We start from the raw sequence: 19929 nt of genomic DNA, 5'->3' as shown, positions 1-19929 counted from the left end.
TTTATATTATGAGAGGGGTACAAAATATGAATATTTTATTCTGGGATATTGACGGTACTTTGATTCGTACAGCCAAAGCCGGCTTGATCGCCTTCGATCAAGCCGTTAACGAACTATGGGGAAAATCCATTTCCTTTGAAGGAATTCGCACAGCAGGGATGACTGATCATTATATTTCTGAGCAGATTATCCGGCGCATCACAGGAAAAGAGCCTTCCTATGAAGAAACGGTTCATCTTACAACGACGTATGAGCGCTTTTTAGCTGCGCAGCTTGCTGTGAGAGAAGGACGGATTATGCCTTCGGTCATTGACATACTAGAGGCACTAGGCAAGAAAGCGAACTATGAAATGTTGTTGCTAACAGGCAATACGATGACTGGGGCCGATATTAAGCTCAATCATTTTAAGCTTGCTAAGTATTTTAATTTTGATCATAGTGCCTTTTGCAATTGTTTTAGTAACCGTGATGATATTGCCGCACACGCTCTGGCACAAATGAAAAAACATTATGGCCACCATGAGTCGCTGCAGTTTTTTGTTATTGGGGATACGCCCAATGATGTGAGCTGTGGTAAAAGTATTGGCGCGAAAACGATTGCGATAGCCACAGGAAATTATGCGCTTCATGAACTTGAAGCTTGCGATCCCTGGTGGGCTGTAGAAACGCTGCCGTCGCCTGCTGAATTTGAAGCCAAGCTAAATAGTGCAGATTAAAAAATTCAATTGACAAAAATTTGATAGTATGGTAATTTAATTTTCAATTAGTATATTTTATAGGAAAATTACTATTGTTTCTGTCAAGCTGATCATATCTATGAAGGCTAGAGAAAATCCTAAGAAGGGATTTCTCTGGCCTTTTTTTATTATCGGGCTAGCGGGAAACGTCGAGGAGGAGTTGGCGGGAATGCAGCATGTATCTGAAAGAAAATTAGCGACAAGACTGAATAAGATTCAAGTTCCAAGCTTTAAGGAACTAGGTGATTTGGCAATGCACTATCAAGCTGTTGATTTGGGGAGTGGCAAACCTGATTATCCCACAGAGGAAAAATTTAAGGAGGCGGCGATTGACGCGATTCAGCGCGATTGCAATCAATATGCGCCGACCATGGGGTTGAAAAGCTTGCGGCAGGGGATTGCAACGAGAATTGCCGCAAAGTGGAATGTTTCTTTTGATTTCGAAACGGAAATTACAGTTTGCAGCGGTGTTACGGAAAGTTTGACAGCCGCTTTCTTAGCCCTGTTGGATCCTGGTGATGAAGTGATTATCTTGTCGCCAGCCTTTGCTTCCTATCAAGGCGGTATACTTTTGGCAGGCGGGAAGCCTATTTATGTCGACTTAATCGAGCCTGATTTTCATTTGGATATAGCAAAAGTCGCCGCTGCCATTACGCCAAAAACAAAGGCGATCCTGTTTAATTCGCCGCACAATCCTTCTGGACGGATTTTTACGCGCGAAGAAACCGAGGCGGTCGCTCAACTTGTGCGAGACTACGATTTGTTTGTGATTACTGATGAAATCTATGATGATTTTTACTATCAAGCGGAGCCGCCGCTGCCTATATGGACTTTGCCTGGCTTACGAGAAAAGACAATTCTTACGAATGGGTTTTCTAAAGTATATGCTGTAACCGGCTGGCGTCTGGGCTATGTGATTGCATCGCCAATTATTACTAAGGGAATTCGTAAGGTCCATCAGTATTTAACGCTAAGTTCGGCTTTGCCGTTTCAAATCAGCATGGTCGAGGCGCTGCAGGTTAAAGCCTCGTATTATGAAAAACTACGGGTTGATTATAAACGACGCTTAAGTATTTTGACAGATGCTTTTGAAGAACTGAAGATTCCTTATGTAAAGCCTGATGGCGGCTATTTCGTTTTAGCTGATTTTTCGCGGTTTGGTATTGCCGACGACTGGGATTTCGCGCGTTATCTCATTGAGACGGTGGGGCTTGCCGCACGCCCCCTTTCTGGGTTTTATTTTGATGATCAGGTGCGTGAAACCGGTCGGGTTTGGCTGCGTTTCGCTTTTTGTATGAAAGAAAGTGTTTTGCAGGAAGCTGTTGTGCGGCTGAAAAAACTAGAGCAGGTAAAAGGGGAAGCGCGCTATGATTAAGAAAAGAATGATCTGTTTTTTTGCCATCGTAGTAATAGGGATTATTAGTTTGGCGGCGGCTGGCTGCGGTTCACAGAGTAACGGAGCCGATAGCAGTAAGGTAAAGACTTACTACGTAGCAACAAGGGGAACCTATAAACCTTATACCTATATGGATGAAAAAAACAATTTGACAGGTTTTGATATTGAAATTTTAAAGGAAATCGAAAAACGTAATCCCGATATTAAATTTGACTATAAACTAATGAGTTTGGAAAGTGCTTTTGTGGCGCTTGAAGCGAAGCAGATAGATATAATCGCTAATCAAATGGTTCATAACAGTGACCGTGATACGAAATATCTATTTACCAAAGAGGCCAATAACTTAAAAGACAATCAGATTGTCATTAAAGAAAGTCGAAATGATATTCAGACCTTAGATGATTTGCGAGGCAAAACAGTGGCTTTGGTACCGACAAGCCCTTCCTATCGGGATTTAAAAAAGTATAATGAAACAGCCGAGCCCCAAATCAAATTTCTGCTGACCGATAAAGGCGCGTCAGAAACGCTTAATATGGTGGCTACCGGACGGGCCGATGCCTCTATCGATAATCGGATTACCGTCAAGGAAGCAAATGCTACGCTAAATTATGGTCTTAAGGCTATTGGCGAGAACCTTACACCTGTTCCTACTTTTTATATTTTGCGCAAAGATGCTGAATCAGCTAAATTAGCAGACCGTATAGATGCTACTATTAGAGATATGAAAAAAGATGGAACATTGAAAGCGTTATCAGAAAAATTTTTAGAAGGTGACTTTACAATTCCTTCGGAAATAAAGTAAGCAGCGACCGAGTATAACCATTTAAGTTCATAAATAAGGAAGAAGCTGATCTCATGACGCAGTACTGTATCAATCATCGTGACCTACATTCTTTTTGCCAAGCTGTTTTTGTTTCGCTTGGCGTCTCAGAAATCGATGCCTGTATTACGGCGGATAATCTCATCGAAGCGGAACTGCGCGGCGTGAAATCTCATGGGGTGGCGCGCGTCAGAGAATATGCTGACAGTTTAGCTCAAGCGCTTTTTCGTCCTGAACCTCACATTCGAATTACCAAAGAAACCGCAGCAACTTTGGCGATTGATGGTGATTTTGCTTTAGGTGCTGTTAGTGGTACTTTTGCAATGCAACGCTGTATTGCTAAAGCGAAAGAAGCAGGTATCGCCTTTGCTACGGTGCAACGAGGGCGGCATTTTGGTATTGCCGGATTTTATGCGATGATGGCTTTGCCAGATGATATGATTGGAATTGCTTTATGTAATAGTAATCCTAATATGAGTGTATATGGCGGGACTTCACGTGTTCTTGGCACAAACCCTATTTGTATCGCTGTGCCATCGCAAGAACGCTACCCCTTAGTTTTTGATGCAGCGACAAGTAATGCTGCATTTAATCGGATTAAAAACGCCGCCTTGGAAGGGCAAGCGATTCCAGCAGATTGGGCGCTTGATCGTAATGGTAACCCTACTACAGATGCGAAAGAAGCTTTAATTGGCGGAGTAGTTCCTTTTGGCGGTTATAAGGGATCGGGCTTAGCGATTATGGTTCAAGTGCTAAGCGGTGTCTTAAGCGGGGCCTTTTTAGCCGCAACGAAGAATTACGATGGAAGCATTAAAGATGGTGTAGGTTTTTTTCTTGGCGCTATTAGCATTGAGGCTTTTTTACAAAAGGAAGAATTCAAAGAAGGAGTGGATGCGTTGATTGATTCTTTGAAAGCATCGCGTCATGCTGACAAAGTTAATAAAATTTATATGCCAGGGGAATTGGAATTTTTGCGAAAGGAAGAAAATCTTTCTAGAGGGCTAATTTTGAGTGAAGCTGTTTTCCATGACTTGCTATGGGTACGGGAAACTTATAAGGTTAGCCATGCTTTAACAAGTAGAGAGGTATTCTAAATATAACAAAACAGCCGGGTCTCATCAATGAGATCCGGCTGCTGTTTTTTGCAGGATTTTTTTGTTTAAAGCGGGAATTTTTCTAAAGAATTCTATTTATAGATTCTTTAGCAGTAAGCTGCAATATATTCTTCTGTCATTTCGTCGAGAGTCGCTTTTAATTCCGTTAACGTTTCTGTCGAAAGGGTTTGTGCTACGTCTTTGCTGTGTACGAGGGTTGCCAGTTTGTTAATGCGGGCCAAAAGGTTTAACTTTTCCATGTATCCTTAACACCTCTTTAATTTAATAACGTTGTCATACTATCATTTCAGATCAATCTTGTAAACAGAAAAGTAAAAAGACGCAATAGAAAGTGTATTGCGATAATTTCGCTCTTGCTCAGAAAGGACATCTTCGTTCATGACAATAAATAATAAAGCAACAGTCGCTCTCTTTTGCACCGCTTTCATCTGGAGCACCGGCGGCGTAATGATCAAATGGGTTGAGTGGAACCCTCTGGCTGTAGCGGGGGTGCGCAGTCTCATTGCAGCCTTTGTCATCGCAATTTGTTTTCGTCGTCAGCCCTTTCGGCTGGGACCTGTCGTTTGGGGCGGCGCTGTGGCTTATTGCAGTGCCGTAACATTATTTGTTATTGCCACTAAAATGACAACAGCGGCAAATGCCATTTTATTGCAGTATACGGCGCCGCTCTATGTGGCGATTTTCGGCGGTTGGCTTTTGGGAGAACCAGCGAAGCGGCGCGATTGGATTGCGATTTTTTTTGTGTTTATCGGTATGGTTTTTTTCTTTTTCGATCGGGTGAATCTTGATGGGATGATTGGTAATTTATGTGCCGTTGGCAGTGGCATTGCCTATGCTTTTTTATTTATTTTCATGCGGCGTCAAAAAGATGAGTCGCCTTATAGCTCCATATTGCTTGGCAATGGGATCACTTTTCTTTTGACGTTTCCCTTTTGGGGTGAACTTACGCTTAGTGTTGCCAATCTAACGGCAATGGCGTATCTGGGAGTAGTACAGCTCGGCTTGGCCTATGTACTTTATTCCTGGGCGATTTCCTATGTAAAAGCTTTGGATGCTGTTTTGATTACTACGCTGGAACCAATTTTAAATCCACTTTGGGTTTTCTTCATTTTAGGTGAAGTGCCAGGAGCGTATGCTTTCATCGGTGGCGTGATTGTGATTATTGCTGTTTTGGCCCGTGGGTGGGCGGCCCAGCGATCGGTTTCATCATCAAAGTAGAAACAGAAGGAGGCCTCATATGGTGGAAATCAAACGGAATGAATGGCTAGAAGCGATGCTTGATACGCCTTTTCAGGGTGTTTTAGCTATTGATGCAACAGGTCAAGTTATTTATGTGAATTCTTTTTTCTTAAAGTTGCTTCGCCTTACAGAAGAGGCGGTTCTGGGTAAAAATGTGTGGGAGGTCATTCCTGATTGCCGGTTAGTTGATACGGTAGCGGAAAGCCACTCGCAATGGGGAGAGACCTTAAACCTTGGCGGTCATGAATTGGTTGTAGCTCGTTTTCCCTTAAAACAAGGCAAGCGAATTATTGGCGCTGTTGTCAAGACGCTTTTTCCTGATATGATTACGGCTCATGAAGTAGCCAATCGGCTCGTTCGTCCGAATGTTTGCCGCAATAGTTTTTTTCGTGAACTTCACACTTGTCGGCAGATTATTGGCGAATCAGAAGGGATGCTGCTCGTAAAGCGATTGGCGCGGCGAGCTTCCCGGACGAGTTCGAATCTTTTGATTACTGGCGAAAGCGGTACAGGCAAGGGGATTTTAGCGGAAGCGATTCATAGTCGTTCCACTCGTAGTGAAGGTCCCTTTATTCGTGTCAATTGTGCGGCTATACCAGAAACACTTTTGGAGTCAGAGCTGTTCGGCTATGTAGATGGCGCTTTTACTGGCGCCCGCCGTGGCGGAAAACCCGGTAAATTTGAGTTGGCTCTCGGCGGTACGTTGTTTCTAGATGAGATTGGCGATATGCCTTTATTTATGCAGGCCAAGTTACTTCAGGTTTTACAGGAACGGCAGGTAGAACGTATTGGCGATACGAAATCTATTGGGCTTGACGATATTCGAGTTATTTCCGCTACCAATCAGAATTTGCCGCAACTGGTGGCCGAGCATCGGTTTCGTGAGGATCTTTATTATCGCTTGAAGGTTTTAGAAATCGAGATTCCGCCGCTGCGAGAAAGACGCGAGGAAATTCCCATGTTTATTGCGGGATTGATTGATAAGCTAAATAAGAAGCTGGGGACGGATGCCCGCGGCGTAACAACAGCTTCGATGGAGTATCTGACGAATTATTCTTGGCCGGGAAATGTACGGGAACTAGAAAATCTTTTAGAGCAAGCTGTAATCTGGAGTGATGAGCCGCTTATTGATTTGGCAGTTATCCCGGGTTTTCTAGAGAAAAATGATCCAATCAGTAAGAAACTGGAACAGGAAGGTTCTTATCAAACGATTCTTGAGGAAAAGGAACGGACATTGTTGTTGGAAGCCTTAGAGCGTCATAAGGGAAATAAAGCAGCGGCAGCCCGTGAACTGGGCATGCAACGGTCTGTCTTATATAAAAAGTTGAAACGGTTGCAATTAGATTCACTTTGAATCGTACTTTTAGTCAAGTTAGCGTCACCAAAAGAGACACCTTATCATTAAGGTATGTCCCTTTTGGTGACGTTTTTTTACGCTTTTTTCACTATTCAATCGTATCTAAGGGCTGAAACTCAGATAAAATAAGAATCGTGACTTTTGGCATTATTCTTGCAATTAATAAAATTGACAAAAAAACCAGGCGTAACAGTTATGTTGCCTTGGTGAAGGAGGGGTTTTACTGTGAAATCCAAAGTTATGACCTTGAAGGAGGCGCTAGAAGTCGTTCATGATGGCAGTCGCATCATGATGGGGGGCTTCTTAGATGTAGGCACTCCTCTAAAATGTATTGAAGGTCTTATTGAAAAACAGGTAAAGGATCTGACTCTTATTGCCATTACGCCAGGTAGAGCTGGGTTTGGCAAAGCGCTTCTCTATAAGCATCAAATGGTGAAAGAATTGATTTCAAGCCATGTCGGGACAACCCCGGAATCTACGGAAGAGTATTTAGCTGACAGACTTATGGTAAAGCAGTTTTTTCCGATGGGAACCTGGGTAGAAAAGGTCCATGCGGGGGCCGTGGGATTACCAGCGGCGCTCATTCCAGTTGGTGTCGGAATCTTAGATGAAGCGGGCTTATTTCCTCATTTAGAAGAGCCGAAGGCGAAACTTGTTATAAATGGAATAGAATGCTTCATTGAGCCTGCTTTAACGGCGGAAGTTTCCATTGTCAAAGCCTGGCGGGCCGATGAAATGGGCAATTTAGAATATCGTCAGACCGGAATTAATGATCAGCAGGAAGTCGCTATGGCGGGACAATTTACGATTGCAGAAGTTAATGAAATTGTACCTGTCGGTACTATTTCACCTGAACGGGTAGGAACGCCGGGGATTTTTGTGAATGCTGTCGTCAAAGGTTACACATTAGCTGAACAGGATGATATTTATCGACGCGACTGGCTTTCTAAAGGCAAGTTGAAGGCGTAACTTATAAAGAATTAGGGAAAATAAGGGAGGTATCATTGATGGATCCGAGAGAATTGATCGCCCGACGGGCGGCACAGGAATTGAAGGATGGGCAGATTGTCAATCTGGGGTTTGGCATGCCTACCCAAGCAGTCAATTATTTGCCGGAAGGTGTAAATTTAATTTTTCATACAGAAAATGGCGCTTTAGGGTTCGGACCGAGTCCGAAGGCCGATCTTGCCGATTCTGATATTGGTAATGCCGGCGGCGAGCCAGTTACGATGCTGCCAGGCGCATCGATCTTTTCTGTGGGCGTTTCTTTTGCCATTATGCGCAAGGGATTTCTTGATATTACGATTTTAGGCGCATTAGAGGTCGATCAGGAAGGAAATATTGCCAATTGGGCTGTAAAGCGCAAAGGAAAATGGTGGCCAGGGATTGGCGGCGCTATGGATTTGACTTATGGGACGAAGCAAGTGGTTGCTTGTTTGATGCATACTGATAAAGAGGGAGTTTCCAAGGTGAAGAAACGCTGCGAGCTGCCGCTAACCGGAAAAGGTACTGTTAAGATGATTATTACGGAAAAAGCTGTATTTAACGTCGGAAAAAATCGTCTAATTTTACGAGAAACGGCTCCTGGCGTTACGATTGATGAGGTTAGAGCCATTACTGAGGCCGATTTTGACGTAGCTGATGATTTTCACGAAATGGTATTAGGAGGCTGAGGCCATGGAGGAGTGGTTAGAGAAAGTCCGCGCCTTTTGCGATAAAAAACTGTCGCCGCTTGCCTATACCCTTGATAAGGAGAACCGTTTTCCTCGTGAATTGTTGGGGGATTTACAGGAGCTAGGGCTATGGGGGAGTCAATATCCGCAAGAATATGGCGGCGCTGGGCGGGATATGGAAACGGTTTACCAGGCTGTTACGGAAATCGCCAAAGCAAGCGCTGGTGTATCCCTCACCTTAATTGTTCATTGGATGGCTTGTGATACTTTACTGAAATTTGGTACGAAGGAGCAGCAAGCTACGTATTTAAGGCCCATGCTTCAGGGCGATAAGATTGCCGCATTTACGATTAGTGAACCGCAAGCTGGTTCTGATGCCGCGGCGATAGAGGCTTTGGCGGTAAAAACAGAGCAAGGATGGTCGCTTTCTGGCACAAAGTATTTTTGTACCAATGGCGCTTTGGCGGATCTTTATTTTATTGCCGTAAAAACAGCGCCTGATCTCGGCGCTAAGGGAATTAGTCTTGTAATTTTAGAAAAAGGCGCAACAGGATTAACCATTGGGGAACCGCTAGAGAAGCTTGGCTGCCGGAGTTCGCAGACGACGAGCTTGCTCTTGAACCAAGTTGAGATTCAGGAAGAGCAGATTGTTGGAAATGTGAATAGTGGCTTTAAAGCGGCTTTATACGGTCTTGTGGGCGGACGGCTAGGAATGGCTGTTATGGGGCTTGGCATTGCTGAAGCGGCATTTGCAGCGGCTACGGCCTATGCGAAGAAACGGCAAGCTTTTGGTAAGCCGATCAGTAAGCTCTATGCGATGCAGGAAAAGACGGCTAACATGGTCATTTCCTTACAGGCCTATCGTCTGTTAACGGCTGATGCTGTCAAAGGACGAGCCGCAGGCAGTGATTATAGTGAAAAAGCATCTATCGCCAAACTCTATGGTGCACGGGCGGCGCAGGAGATTACTTATGAAGCCCTGCAGGTACTTGGCGGTCATGGGTATATGAAGCATCATCCTTTAGAGCGCTATGCTCGCGATGCCAGGCTGATGGATATTGGCGTTGGCTCGTCAGAAGTGTTGAAAATGGTTTTGGGTAGTACCTATTTGGCATAAGGACACAGAAAAAATAAACCGGAACAGGCAACAGGAATAAGCGCCTTGTTCCGGTTTGGTTTTTAATGAATAGAGGGGATACAACTACGAATTCGTTGAATGCCTTTCCAATCAGTTAACGAGAGACATTCGCCGTTTTCAAAAGCCAGAATGGGTCGTGGGCTTAAGTAATGACCTGAATAGATGATTTCGCCCTCTCGGCCATCTTCTAGTTCTACTACGTTGCCAACCATTGCGTAAGAGGACTGAATTAAGAAGGTTGTACAAAGTTCGGCATCGAGCTTCGTGTACATATCGCCAATGAGGCTTTGGATCGCTTGGAAGGGGCTCATACGCTCTTGATATAAACGGTCTGATATCATCGCATCATAACTGTCAGCAATGGCTAGAATACGGCCGAAGGGGTGAATCTTTGGCGCTGTAAAACCGCCAGGATAACCGCTACCATCAAGACGTTCGTGATGCTGTAGGACAGCAAGCGCTACAGGCGGTTCCATACCGCGACAGCTAAGCAACATTTTATAGGCTTGCGACGGGTGTTCCTTCATGAGTTTCCACTCTTCCGGGCTCAGGCTTACCGGTTTATCGAGCAGTGCTTGATTTAAGGTGAGTTTGCCAATATCATGCAGCAGACCTGCTAGCGTAAGTTGTTTGATTTCTGTGCGACTATAGCCGAGCCATTTCCCCATGGCGCCGCTTAAGAGGCCTACACGGACTGAATGGTGATACAGATAATCTTCTGCTGGATTTTCCACATTGAGGTAACTAATGGCGCCAGATGACAAGGCTAGGGGCAGTACATAGTTTTCAGCAATCGTTATAAAAACTTTTAAAGGAACAACTTTGCGTGTGGCGATGACTTGAAATGCTTGTTTGAGTGTTGTTACGGCATTTTCAAGCAAGGCCAGTTTACCTTTTTCTAACACGATTGGCTGGATGGAAATAACCGGCTGTTCCGTTTCGATTGGAACGTATTCTACCCCCAAGTGTTCTAGGTGAAGCAGCAGCGACTCATTCAGAGTCGTACCTTTGACAAGAAGGATTTTATTGCGGCTATCTAAGACATCATCACCGAGTTTCATACCGGGTTGTACATCGTCTAAAGCATAAAGCCGGGCAAAGGCCGCCATTGTTGTCATCTCCTTTATGAAGAAATGGGATAAGGCATAATTTCGGCGATGCTTTTAAAATCGGGTAGGGTGACAAACTGTCCATCTAACCGATGAAGAATCGGTTTGGCAGTAACAAAAGGACCCGTAATGATAAGCTGTCCTTCTGAGCCGTCAGTCAGTTTGACCATATTGCCTGATATAGATTGTCCAAATTCATTGAGAAAGGTTGAGCAAATTTCAATATCGAATTTTCCATACATATTTTTGCTTAAGTGTTCCGCTGCGGCAAATGGAGTTACTTTTTCACTGTACAGTCGATTGGAGATCATGGCATCATAGGTATCGGCGATGGCGATAATACGACTATAGGGATGGATTTTATCAGCCGTAAAATGGCCGGGATAGCCGCTACCGTCAAGGCGCTCATGATGTTGGAGAACCGCAAAAGCGGCTTCTTTGGAAATTCCGGGAAGGGAAGCGATCATACTATAACTATAAGTAGCATGAAGACGCATAACCTTCATTTCCGCTTCAGAGAGTTTGCCTGGTTTAATTACAAGTTCCGCGGGAATTTTAGCTTTGCCAATATCATGTAATAATCCGGCCATAATAAGATCAGAGATTGCTTTTTCTTCATAACCGAGCCATTTGCCAATCGCACCGCTTAAGAGGCCTACATTCATCGAATGGTTAAAGAGATATTCTGGAGCAGGGTGATCGAGTGTTAAATAATTGAGTGAAGCAGGGCCGTTGACGATAGGAATCAGGTCACTTTTAGCCACGTTTTCAAATACTTTTACAGGGACTTTATCATAATGCTCAATGGCCTTAAAGGCGTCTTTAATGACTTTTGCGGCTTTGTGCAATGATTCAACTTTGGCAGCTTCCAGTGTCACTGAGCCTTCCAGTGTTACGCTAGCTTCTTCTTGAATCATTACATCTTCTACGCCGAGACGGAAGAGGCGGTCAATGAGCGGATCACTCAAAACAGTTCCTTCTGATAACAAAATACGTCCGCGTAGATCGAGAACGCTTTTGCCGAGCAGCATTCCGGCCTTTAACTTTGGTAATTCATAAGAGTGTAATTCTTGGGCTGGCATACATGAACACCTCCTTCTATTGCCGTAAAATTTACAATATTATAATAGTTGCTTATTATAAATATGATAGCCTATTACGGCAGCGGCGGCAATGGGAGGAGAGGCGGGATTTTAATGGAAAAGACAAGGCGAAAAGTCCTGTTATTGTAAATGATCGGTAAAAAAGGACTATCGCCGGAAAGCAGCGTATAGCTGCTTTGGTGATAGTCCTTTTTTCTCGGTTTAACTAGTAGGAATGACTTGTTAGTTCGAGAATTTCTTTACGCATATTCTCAAAGATCCGAATATCGCCGCATTCTATGTTGCAGCTTGTACAGTGGGTGCAGTGACTGCAGGTTCTGTCCTCCAAAGAATCAAGCTCTTCTAGTAAGTGTTTTGCTGTAGCGTTTGAGTCGCTTTGTAAGATAGCCGCCAGTTGTGCCATTTTCAAATCCCCCTCACTACTTTTCTCTATGTCTCTCTAGCTTTATTATAGGCTCTTGTGAGGGGAAATACAACAATATTACAAAAAATTGCGAAAAATAGCTTGACTAAATTTTATCTACTCTTCGTGCTGTTTTTTGCTATATTCAGCTATAGCGGCAAAGCGGTCTGGCAGAGAGGCTGCCTTTAACCAAAGATCGCGAAACTGCTGGGAGTTTTTGAAGGTGGCGCTCCAGAGAAAAGCATCTTGCTCGGAATAACAGGCAAAAACAAGGCCTTTGGCTAAAGAAGCGGGGATATTGCCTGCTTCATCAGTCAGCAAGCCGTAGGGACCGTCTAATTTTTCTTCTACACAAAGCGCTGTTAAACCATCTTCAATTTCCACCTCTTCAAAGCCGAGAGCTTCATAAAAAGTGAATAGCGAATTTTCAGGGGTACAAGTTTTGTCCATGGTAATTTACTTCCTCTCTATCAGGGCGATATATGTTTTTTTATTAGCTCAGTAAAGACTTCCACAAGTGTCGGATCAAATTGCTTGCCGGCGCAACGTTGCAGTTCTTGCAGCGCCTGTTCTGAGGGCATGGCTTTACGATAAGGTCTGTCGCTTGTCATAGCATCATAGGCATCGACAATCGATAAAATGCGGCAAGCTAACGGGATTTCTTCTCCTGCTAGGCCGAAAGGATAGCCTTGGCCATTCCACCACTCATGGTGTTTTAGAATTTGCTCGGCAATAGGAATTAAATCTGGCGCAGAATAGGCGATACGATAGCCAATTTCACAATGACGTTGCATCTCACTGTATTCTTCTGTTGTTAAACTGTCTGGTTTAAAGAGAATCCGATCAGGAATACCTATTTTGCCAATATCATGAAACTGAGCCAAGAGTCTTAAATCGCTGAGGCTTTCTTGCGGTAGCGCAAGCAGCTCTCCTAATGCTTCGGCAAGATCTTGCATTCGATCAGCATGGCCTTCCGTAATAAAATCACGCGCTTCTAAAAGCTTCATAGCTGTTTGAACAATCGAGCTGCGGGCGCTTTTATTACGATGCAGTTTTTCCCGATACATGTGAGTGTCAGCCTGTTTGTAGCAGGCAATTAAATCAGGATGCGGGTTGCAGTCTGATAAAGCATACCCAATGGATAGGCTTAAATTGAGACTTTGTTGTGTTTGATTGATTAAAGCCGTTTTATAGCGAATTTCCTTAGCGATGATTTCTAGGGCTGCCAAGGTTGTATTAGGCAGTAAAATAGCAAATTCATCACCGCCTGTACGGGCTACGCAGACTTGCGGCGGCGCCGCTTCGCGCAAAAGTCCAGCGGCAATCATGAGTAGGACATCGCCTGTTTCATTGCCTAGCGTATCATTTACAAGTTTTAATCCGTCAATATCGCCAACAATAATACCGATAGGGGCATATTTTTCTTGCGACAGACGTAGCATTTCCGCTTCAAAGTAGGAACGGTTATATAGTTCTGTCAAAAAATCATGTTGGCTTAAATAACGAAAACGATCTCTACCGTCCTCGGTGTTTGCCAAAGAGCCGAATTGAGCAAGTCGATTTGCCGCTTGTTCGCGCAGGAGAGCTGGACCGAGGCGTTCCAGGCGAGAGCGCGTGATAAAATCACAGGCGCCAGCATGGAGGCACTCTACAATCGTAGCCTCATCAGCTATATCAGCTAGAATAATAAAAGGTGGCGAACTCTGCTGCTTTTGGCAGAATGTAAGGGCTTTTAAGAGGAAATACGGTTCGTATTCGGCAATAATGACATCCCAAGCGGATGGCATGAGGTGCATTGTAAAATTTTCTAAAGTGGCAATCGGTGTAATTGTAAAGATAAAGCCAAATTGCTGAAGATGCTGCTGGATCAGATCTATGTCTCGATTCTGCTTCGTGGCGAGTAAAAGATTCAGCTCTTTCATAATTTCACTCCCAACCAAAAAAGAATAGGACGATTGTAACTATTTCCCTAACAGATAGATTAAATCCTGCTCATTAAGATTGCTATCGACAAAAAACGATATAAAAAATCAAAAAAAGCTAATAAAAAGTCTTACAAGGTTTTCAGAGTGATCATTCTATAGTACAATAAAGGTAAACGCATAAGAGGAGAAGGGTTCGATGGAGTCATTAGCGGTAGTTGATGTTTCTTTGCCTAAAATTGGCATTGTCTCGAAGCAGTTTTATGAAGTGGCGCGTTACTCTGTTTTTCTCAAAACACGAGAGCAACTGGAAAAGCATCTCATGCTTGATCAGCTTATTGGTCGACAGACCGAACAACGACCACTGATGTATGAAACATTGCATCGGTTCAACGCTATTTTGCTAGTGTACTGTCACTTTGCGAATCAGAAAATGTTACTTGAGCAAATTTCCTGGCTCTATGGGACTTATCAGGCGCGCGGGTTTGCCTATGAATATTTTCCACTTCTCTTTCAAAGCCTAGAAAAGGCCTTACTAGAACGAAGCGGCAATCGTTGTATGGCCGATTTAGCGCAGCTATTGCAGCAGCTTACTATGTATCATTCCTTTTTCATCGAAGCGAGTCAAACCAGCAAAGAGCAGGATGAAAATAAACTTATCGCGAAAAAGTTTACGATTTTTGAACTAGCAGATATTTTGCTTAGCAAAGATTTTAGTCAGGTATTACCTGTTTTTGAAACAGCTAGGGCTGAATATGATTCACTGTTGGATTTTTACGAAGAGACTGTCAAAACAGTGATGTATTATATTGGTAGGCAATGGCAGCAGGGGAAAATTAGCGCTGCCCAAGAGCATATTGCTACTGCTTCAGCTAGTCAAGTTATGGCGGTTTTATTTGCCCGGGCGATGCTGGAAACGTTGCCGTCAGCTGAAACGGTACGGCCGCGAGCTGTGATTTTTGCAACAGCCAAAGAATATCACGAGCTTGGTGCTAAAATGGCTGCTGATATTTTATTTTTAAAGGGGTGGGATGTAACTTTTATGGGCAGTAATGTCCCGTCGCGAGATGTGGAAGGCGTGTTGCGGCAAATACAACCGAAACTTTTGGGGATTTCGGTGACTCTTTCGGATCATTTACCAGATACTAAGCAGATTATTACTAGCCTGCGCAAAGACCAGGCGTTTGATAATATAAAAGTACTTGTCGGGGGCGCCGCCTTCGGCGCTTTGCCGCGGGATACTGTAAAAAATCTTTTTGGCGCTGATGAGTATATGACAGATCTCCATGATTTAACTTTGTATGCCGATCAGCTTTATGGGCTGACGAATTCAAATAATATTAAATAATAAAGGGTGACATGATGCTTCATAAATTTTCTAGAACAGAGCTTTTGCTTGGCGCTGAAGGGTTAGAAAAATTAAAACAGAGTAAGGTAGCTATTTTTGGCATTGGCGGTGTAGGTACTTTCGTTGTGGAAGGTCTAGTTCGCAGCGGTGTGGGACGGTTTGTTCTTGTCGATGATGATTGTATTTGTCTAACGAATATTAACCGACAACTTCATGCTACCACGAAAACAGTGGGAAGACCGAAAGTTGAGGTTATGCGTGAGCGCATTTTAGAGATCAATCCCCAAGCTGAAGTCGAAATTTTTCAAGAGTTTTATCTGCCAGATCAGGCCGATCGGCTGCTCGCTAGCGACTATAACTATATTGTTGATGCCATTGATACGGTGACAGCCAAAATTGATCTTGTTGTGCAGGCTAATAAGCGTAATATTCCGATCATTAGCAGCATGGGAGCAGGCAATAAGCTAGATCCGACGCGCTTTGAAGTGGCTGATATCTACCGGACATCCGTTTGTCCCTTGGCGAAAGTGATGCGTAAGGAATTGAAAAAGCGCGGCATACCGAAGCTGAAAGTCGTCTATTCGAAGGAACAGCCGTTAGTGCCGCAGGAAACAGAAAATTCTAGTTGTGCGACGAGCTGTATTTGTCCGAGTGGCAGTACTCGTACGTGCACGACGCGCAATCAGATCCCAGGGAGTATCGCTTTTGTTCCTTCGGTTGTCGGTTTAATCATTGCTGGCGAAGTTGTGAAGGCGATTGCTCTTTCCCAGGAGACAAGTGGTGCGAAAAAATAGTTGTTCTTTCGATAAATACGTATTATAATATTTTTGTAACAGAATTGATTTACTCAAGGGAGAGGCACTTAGGCGAAGTGTCTCTATTTTTTTAAAAGGAGGGGTTGCTATGAAGTTTTTGAAAGTCATTTTGACGTTGATTCCATTTATTTGGACTGTAGGGATGGTTCCTTTTGTCAATCAGGTTCATCCTATTGTGATGGGGCTTCCTTTTTTAGGGTTTTGGCTTGTCGCAGGCATTTTTGTAGCCTTTGTTTGTTTGCAGATCATTTATCGAATTGATGCCAAAGCAGAACATGAGCCGTAAACCTTTTGCGGTAGAAAATGGGGTGTATACATATGAATGACCAAATAATTTCATTAATCGTGATTTTTGCCTTTATTTTATTTGCTACAGGCATTGGCATGATGCCTGGTTTAAAACACAAAATGAATCTAGAAGAGTGGGCCGTAGGCGGGCGCAGCTTCGGCCATTGGCTGAGCTGGTTCATTTTAGCTGGCGAAATTTATACAGCTTTTGCATTTCTTGGAGCAAGCGGCTGGGCCTATAGCCGCGGCGGCCCGACTTTTTATGTTGTTGGCTATGGCGCTCTTGCTTATATTGTCGGCTATTATTTACTGCCGAAGATTTCCCCGTTGGGGAAAAAATATGGTTTAATGACCCAGCCGGATTTGATTGAGCATCTTTATAACAGCCGTCCTTTAGCCATTTTTACAGCAGTCATTGGCGTTGCTTTTCTTCTGCCTTACTTGCAATTACAGCTTACTGGTTTGGGACTTATTATTGAAACCTGTTCTTACGGTTTATTGACCCGAGTACCAGCAATGATGATTGCTTTCATACTTGTTGCGTCTTTTGTGTATTTGAGCGGCTTAAAAGGGGTTGCCTCGACAGCTGTATTTAAAGATGTTCTGATGATGCTAGCCGTGGCTTTCTTTGGTCTATATTTGCCATATCACTTTTTTGGCAGTGTCGGCGGTATGTTTGAAGCCCTTGAAGCGGCAAAACCAGGGTTCTTATCTTTACCTGGCGGCACGAAAAATTTTGATGTGAGCTGGTTTATGTCGACGCTCATGTTGACAGCTCTAGGTTTTTACATGTGGCCTCACTTTGTGCCAAACAGCTTTAGTGCAAAAAATCCTGATGTATTGCGTCACAACGCAACATATTTGCCTTTGTATCAGATTTGCATGCTTTTCCCGATGTTGGTCGGTTTTACGGCTTTACTAGTTCTTAGCGAACCGTTGAAAACGCCCGATATGGCGTTTATGTCCTTAGTAAAACAGATCTTTCCCAGTTGGGCCTTAGGTCTCGTTGGCGGTGCTGGTGCTTTGGCCTGTATGATTCCTGCGGCTGATTTGCTGCTTTCTACCTCGATGCTCTTTACCAAAGGCATTTATGGTAAAACTGTTGGTAAAGATGCCACGCCGGAAAAAACGGCAAAAGTCGCCAAGGGTGCTGTGCTTGGTTTAACTGCAATTGCCTTGTGCTTAGCCATTTTCCTGCCCAATATGCTGGTTAACTTATTATTAACTGGTTATTCCGGTGTTACGCAGTTCTTCCCGATGATTGTTCTGGGGCTTTTCTGGCATAAAGGAACGAAAATCGCGGCTTTTTCTGGCTTGCTTGTCGGCGAAGCTCTCGTATTTGGCTTGATCTTAGGGAAAATGGATCCGACGCCGATTCTTGGCATGAATTTAAATGCTGGTTTTGTGGCCCTTGTAGCCAATCTTGTTGTCTATGTTGTGGTAAGTCTTTTGACTTCTTCCGGTGTTAGAGAAACGCGCCACGAATAGAATTGCATTGCAAGACATAAAAAAGACACGAAATTGCATAAATGATACATGCAAGTAATATAAAAGGACTAGGCGGGATATACCCGTCTAGTCCTTTTTCTTGGTTGTGTTTGTTATTTTTCTGCGGCCAAATTGGCAGCAGTACGAGCCATAACTTCCATACCATAGGCTAAGGCGTCTTCATCAATATCGTATTTGGGATGATGTTGCGGGTAGACAATGCCTTTGGCTTCATTGGCAATGCCGACAAACATAAAGGCTCCTGGTACTTTTTCTACGTAATAGGAGAAATCTTCAGCGCCCATGCTTGGATTGACAGCAATTACTTTGTCTTCTCCCAACGATTCTTTAGCGGCTTGAATAATGGCATTGGTCGTTGTTTCCTCATTAATGAGTGCAGGGTAACTGTCTACGGTGTCAATCGTATAGGTTGCGCCAGCGCTTTCGCAAATCCCTTTCGTAATTGCGTGAATGCGGTCAAAGATTAGATTGTGGATCGACCGATCAAAAGAGCGAACCGTTCCCTTGATAACCGCTTTGTCCGGGATGATATTAAAGGTATCGCCTGAATGAAGATAACCAAGGGAGAGAACAGCCTGTTCTAAGGGGTCAATGCTACGGCTGACTACTGTATTTAATGCAACAGCAATCTGCGAAGCCACTAGTAAGGCATCAATGGTTTGATGCGGCATGGAGCCGTGGCCGCCTTTGCCTTGAATGGTAATCGTGAACTCATCAGGCGAGGCCATGAAACGGCCGCTCTTGATGCCAATCGAACCAGACGGTACAGGCTGCCAGAGGTGGGCGCCAATAATAGCGTCAACGCCTTCTAAAGCGCCATCTTGAATCATGAAAATAGCGCCGCCGGGGAAGTGCTCCTCGGAAGGCTGGAATAAAAAGCGAATCGTACCGCTTAAATTTTCTTTATAGTCGACAAGTACTTTAGCTACGCCGAGAAGCATTGCTACATGGCCGTCGTGGCCACAGGCATGGCATACGCCGGAATTTTGCGATTGATAGGGTTTGCCGCATTCATCTTGCAGCTTGAGGGCATCCATATCGGCGCGAATGGCGATACAACGGCCTGGCTTTGCACCTTTTAAGTCGGCCATAACTCCAGTTTTCGCAATTGCTTTGGGCGTAAGTCCCAGTTCCGTTAAAACTTCCATGATCTTTTTCTGCGTATTGAACTCCTGAGCGCTGAGCTCGGGATGCATATGGAAATGGCGACGCAGGGCGATGACTGACTCATGGTGTTTTTGGGCCAGTTTTTTCAGTGAATCCATGAATACAACCTCCAATGACAATGGGTATATTAAGTTTACAGATACGAAGTGAAAATAAAGCCGAACCTGTAAGAGTAAACATAAATATAACTATACTAGATCGACTTTGATTTTCCTGCCTTTTCCTGGATTTTGAGTGGTTTCATTGCGGCAAGGCAGGGAAAAAGCTTTTCCTTACAGAATCTTTTTAGTAATATATGTCTACACTAGTATCGAAAGGGTTAAGGGGGATTTATATGAAGATGAAACGGGTGGACACGACCATAAGTACCGAGAAATTAACAGAGTCGAAAGAATTCTATATGAAACATTTTGATTTTCGGCTCGTTTATGAAAGTGACTGGTATGTAGAGCTTGTATCGAAAGAACTGCCTTCTGTCGGCATCAGTTTTACCTTACCAGAGCGGGAAGAAGGTATGTATTTTAACGGTAAAGGTCTTGTGTTATCTTTCCAGGTTGATGATGTGGATGCCGAGTACAAGCGATTAGAGGAAGAAGGACTTCATATCTATCAGAAATTACAGAATAAGCAATGGGGAGAACGCAGTTTTGTCGTGCTCGATCCCAATGGTGTTCTCGTCTACATCTATACCCTCATTCCGGCGACGCCTGAATATCAGGCAATTTACGACTCTTTTAAATAAAAGGGAGGAAAATCCGTTTTTTTGGAGAAGTATGCCAATTACGCTAAA

General features: G+C 43.9%; 21 protein-coding genes. 14 read left to right on the top strand and 7 right to left on the bottom strand.

Translation table 11 applies throughout. The annotated features are described in order from the left end of the window. Positions 1-26 precede the first annotated feature (26 nt). The 4 genes from AC0NJP_RS12940 (at position 27) to AC0NJP_RS12925 (ending at position 4047) form a co-directional block, all read left to right on the top strand. Entirely contained in the window at positions 27-716 is a 690-nt protein-coding gene (locus AC0NJP_RS12940) for an HAD family hydrolase (RefSeq protein ID WP_474039430.1), read from the top strand. 190 nt (positions 717-906) lie between these two features. Next, positions 907-2112: a pyridoxal phosphate-dependent aminotransferase gene (locus AC0NJP_RS12935; RefSeq protein WP_474700061.1), complete on the top strand. Its 1206-nt coding sequence runs from the start codon at positions 907-909 to the stop codon at positions 2110-2112. Further along, positions 2105-2935, top strand: coding sequence for a transporter substrate-binding domain-containing protein (locus tag AC0NJP_RS12930; protein WP_474700060.1), 831 nt, complete (start codon positions 2105-2107; stop codon positions 2933-2935). The genes AC0NJP_RS12935 and AC0NJP_RS12930 overlap by 8 nt, the downstream gene beginning before the upstream one ends. Positions 2936-2988: 53 nt before the next feature. Further along, the gene (locus tag AC0NJP_RS12925) at positions 2989-4047 is read left to right on the top strand and encodes an Ldh family oxidoreductase (RefSeq protein ID WP_474700059.1); all 1059 of its coding nucleotides are present in this window, start codon (positions 2989-2991) and stop codon (positions 4045-4047) included. 107 nt (positions 4048-4154) lie between these two features. Here AC0NJP_RS12925 and AC0NJP_RS12920 read toward each other — a convergent pair whose 3' ends face one another. Then, positions 4155-4307, bottom strand: coding sequence for a hypothetical protein (locus AC0NJP_RS12920; protein WP_474039426.1), 153 nt, complete (start codon positions 4305-4307; stop codon positions 4155-4157). A gap of 139 nt (positions 4308-4446) precedes the next feature. Here AC0NJP_RS12920 and AC0NJP_RS12915 point away from each other — a divergent pair, with 139 nt between their 5' ends. From AC0NJP_RS12915 to AC0NJP_RS12895, 5 genes are all read left to right on the top strand, one after another. Then, positions 4447-5286: a DMT family transporter gene (locus AC0NJP_RS12915; RefSeq protein WP_474700058.1), complete on the top strand. Its 840-nt coding sequence runs from the start codon at positions 4447-4449 to the stop codon at positions 5284-5286. Positions 5287-5305: 19 nt separating this feature from the next. Beyond that, a complete protein-coding gene (locus AC0NJP_RS12910) occupies positions 5306-6661 on the top strand; it encodes a sigma-54 interaction domain-containing protein (protein WP_474700057.1) in 1356 nt (451 codons plus the stop codon). Between the two features lie 228 nt (positions 6662-6889). Continuing rightward, positions 6890-7633 (top strand): CoA transferase subunit A, encoded by a 744-nt coding sequence (locus AC0NJP_RS12905; protein WP_474700056.1) that lies wholly within the window; start codon positions 6890-6892, stop codon positions 7631-7633. A 38-nt stretch (positions 7634-7671) separates the two neighbouring features. Then, complete coding sequence (locus tag AC0NJP_RS12900) at positions 7672-8337, top strand: 3-oxoacid CoA-transferase subunit B (protein WP_474700055.1); 666 nt, start codon at positions 7672-7674, stop codon at positions 8335-8337. Positions 8338-8341: 4 nt separating this feature from the next. Next, a complete protein-coding gene (locus AC0NJP_RS12895) occupies positions 8342-9454 on the top strand; it encodes an acyl-CoA dehydrogenase family protein (protein ID WP_474700054.1) in 1113 nt (370 codons plus the stop codon). Between the two features lie 62 nt (positions 9455-9516). On the opposite strand, the gene AC0NJP_RS12890 is transcribed toward AC0NJP_RS12895, so the two are convergent. The 5 genes from AC0NJP_RS12890 to AC0NJP_RS12870 all read right to left on the bottom strand — a co-directional run bounded on the left by AC0NJP_RS12890 (position 9517) and on the right by AC0NJP_RS12870 (position 14012). Further along, the gene (locus AC0NJP_RS12890) at positions 9517-10584 is read right to left on the bottom strand and encodes an HD-GYP domain-containing protein (RefSeq protein ID WP_474700053.1); all 1068 of its coding nucleotides are present in this window, start codon (positions 10582-10584) and stop codon (positions 9517-9519) included. Between the two features lie 14 nt (positions 10585-10598). Next, positions 10599-11666 (bottom strand): HD-GYP domain-containing protein, encoded by a 1068-nt coding sequence (locus AC0NJP_RS12885; RefSeq protein ID WP_474700052.1) that lies wholly within the window; start codon positions 11664-11666, stop codon positions 10599-10601. Positions 11667-11892: 226 nt separating this feature from the next. Then, positions 11893-12090 carry a hypothetical protein gene (locus AC0NJP_RS12880; RefSeq protein WP_474039418.1) on the bottom strand — a complete coding sequence of 66 codons (198 nt, stop codon included), beginning with the start codon at positions 12088-12090 and terminating at the stop codon, positions 11893-11895. 117 nt (positions 12091-12207) lie between these two features. Further along, positions 12208-12540 carry a hypothetical protein gene (locus tag AC0NJP_RS12875; protein WP_474700051.1) on the bottom strand — a complete coding sequence of 111 codons (333 nt, stop codon included), beginning with the start codon at positions 12538-12540 and terminating at the stop codon, positions 12208-12210. A 20-nt stretch (positions 12541-12560) separates the two neighbouring features. Continuing rightward, positions 12561-14012, bottom strand: a complete 1452-nt coding sequence (locus AC0NJP_RS12870; RefSeq protein WP_474700050.1) for a bifunctional diguanylate cyclase/phosphohydrolase — start codon at positions 14010-14012, stop codon at positions 12561-12563. 199 nt (positions 14013-14211) lie between these two features. Between AC0NJP_RS12870 and AC0NJP_RS12865 the strand changes: the two genes are divergently transcribed. The 4 genes from AC0NJP_RS12865 to AC0NJP_RS12850 all read left to right on the top strand — a co-directional run bounded on the left by AC0NJP_RS12865 (position 14212) and on the right by AC0NJP_RS12850 (position 17951). Continuing rightward, positions 14212-15360, top strand: coding sequence for a cobalamin B12-binding domain-containing protein (locus AC0NJP_RS12865; protein ID WP_474700049.1), 1149 nt, complete (start codon positions 14212-14214; stop codon positions 15358-15360). A 14-nt stretch (positions 15361-15374) separates the two neighbouring features. Further along, a complete protein-coding gene (locus AC0NJP_RS12860) occupies positions 15375-16154 on the top strand; it encodes a tRNA threonylcarbamoyladenosine dehydratase (RefSeq protein ID WP_474700092.1) in 780 nt (259 codons plus the stop codon). Between the two features lie 109 nt (positions 16155-16263). Then, on the top strand, positions 16264-16461 hold the full coding sequence (locus tag AC0NJP_RS12855; RefSeq protein WP_474039414.1) for a DUF3311 domain-containing protein: 198 nt from the start codon (positions 16264-16266) through the stop codon (positions 16459-16461). A gap of 32 nt (positions 16462-16493) precedes the next feature. Next, the gene (locus AC0NJP_RS12850) at positions 16494-17951 is read left to right on the top strand and encodes a sodium:solute symporter family protein (protein WP_474700048.1); all 1458 of its coding nucleotides are present in this window, start codon (positions 16494-16496) and stop codon (positions 17949-17951) included. Between the two features lie 113 nt (positions 17952-18064). Here the strand turns inward: AC0NJP_RS12850 and AC0NJP_RS12845 are convergent, their stop codons facing one another. Next, positions 18065-19237 carry a M20 metallopeptidase family protein gene (locus tag AC0NJP_RS12845; RefSeq protein WP_474700047.1) on the bottom strand — a complete coding sequence of 391 codons (1173 nt, stop codon included), beginning with the start codon at positions 19235-19237 and terminating at the stop codon, positions 18065-18067. Positions 19238-19473: 236 nt separating this feature from the next. Between AC0NJP_RS12845 and AC0NJP_RS12840 the strand changes: the two genes are divergently transcribed. Further along, positions 19474-19881, top strand: a complete 408-nt coding sequence (locus AC0NJP_RS12840; protein WP_474039411.1) for a VOC family protein — start codon at positions 19474-19476, stop codon at positions 19879-19881. Positions 19882-19929 lie beyond the last annotated feature (48 nt).

It is taken from the genome of Pelorhabdus sp. sgz311002, from assembly GCF_056134285.1.
The sequence above is the reverse complement of the archived record's forward strand: the minus strand, read 5'-3'. Positions and strand labels throughout refer to the sequence as shown.

What these genes read in the sequence shown, in the direction of transcription:
- AC0NJP_RS12910 (WP_474700057.1), top strand. Translation starts at nt 5,306, where the DNA reads ATGGTGGAAATCAAACGGAATGAATGGCTAGAAGCGATGCTTGATACG.
- AC0NJP_RS12925 (WP_474700059.1), top strand. Translation starts at nt 2,989, where the DNA reads ATGACGCAGTACTGTATCAATCATCGTGACCTACATTCTTTTTGCCAA.
- AC0NJP_RS12895 (WP_474700054.1), top strand. Translation starts at nt 8,342, where the DNA reads ATGGAGGAGTGGTTAGAGAAAGTCCGCGCCTTTTGCGATAAAAAACTG.
- AC0NJP_RS12890 (WP_474700053.1), bottom strand. Translation starts at nt 10,584, where the DNA reads ATGGCGGCCTTTGCCCGGCTTTATGCTTTAGACGATGTACAACCCGGT.
- AC0NJP_RS12900 (WP_474700055.1), top strand. Translation starts at nt 7,672, where the DNA reads ATGGATCCGAGAGAATTGATCGCCCGACGGGCGGCACAGGAATTGAAG.
- AC0NJP_RS12935 (WP_474700061.1), top strand. Translation starts at nt 907, where the DNA reads ATGCAGCATGTATCTGAAAGAAAATTAGCGACAAGACTGAATAAGATT.
- AC0NJP_RS12850 (WP_474700048.1), top strand. Translation starts at nt 16,494, where the DNA reads ATGAATGACCAAATAATTTCATTAATCGTGATTTTTGCCTTTATTTTA.
- AC0NJP_RS12885 (WP_474700052.1), bottom strand. Translation starts at nt 11,666, where the DNA reads ATGCCAGCCCAAGAATTACACTCTTATGAATTACCAAAGTTAAAGGCC.
- AC0NJP_RS12870 (WP_474700050.1), bottom strand. Translation starts at nt 14,012, where the DNA reads ATGAAAGAGCTGAATCTTTTACTCGCCACGAAGCAGAATCGAGACATA.
- AC0NJP_RS12915 (WP_474700058.1), top strand. Translation starts at nt 4,447, where the DNA reads ATGACAATAAATAATAAAGCAACAGTCGCTCTCTTTTGCACCGCTTTC.
- AC0NJP_RS12860 (WP_474700092.1), top strand. Translation starts at nt 15,375, where the DNA reads ATGCTTCATAAATTTTCTAGAACAGAGCTTTTGCTTGGCGCTGAAGGG.
- AC0NJP_RS12865 (WP_474700049.1), top strand. Translation starts at nt 14,212, where the DNA reads ATGGAGTCATTAGCGGTAGTTGATGTTTCTTTGCCTAAAATTGGCATT.
- AC0NJP_RS12920 (WP_474039426.1), bottom strand. Translation starts at nt 4,307, where the DNA reads ATGGAAAAGTTAAACCTTTTGGCCCGCATTAACAAACTGGCAACCCTC.
- AC0NJP_RS12930 (WP_474700060.1), top strand. Translation starts at nt 2,105, where the DNA reads ATGATTAAGAAAAGAATGATCTGTTTTTTTGCCATCGTAGTAATAGGG.
- AC0NJP_RS12875 (WP_474700051.1), bottom strand. Translation starts at nt 12,540, where the DNA reads ATGGACAAAACTTGTACCCCTGAAAATTCGCTATTCACTTTTTATGAA.
- AC0NJP_RS12940 (WP_474039430.1), top strand. Translation starts at nt 27, where the DNA reads ATGAATATTTTATTCTGGGATATTGACGGTACTTTGATTCGTACAGCC.
- AC0NJP_RS12855 (WP_474039414.1), top strand. Translation starts at nt 16,264, where the DNA reads ATGAAGTTTTTGAAAGTCATTTTGACGTTGATTCCATTTATTTGGACT.
- AC0NJP_RS12840 (WP_474039411.1), top strand. Translation starts at nt 19,474, where the DNA reads ATGAAGATGAAACGGGTGGACACGACCATAAGTACCGAGAAATTAACA.
- AC0NJP_RS12880 (WP_474039418.1), bottom strand. Translation starts at nt 12,090, where the DNA reads ATGGCACAACTGGCGGCTATCTTACAAAGCGACTCAAACGCTACAGCA.
- AC0NJP_RS12845 (WP_474700047.1), bottom strand. Translation starts at nt 19,237, where the DNA reads ATGGATTCACTGAAAAAACTGGCCCAAAAACACCATGAGTCAGTCATC.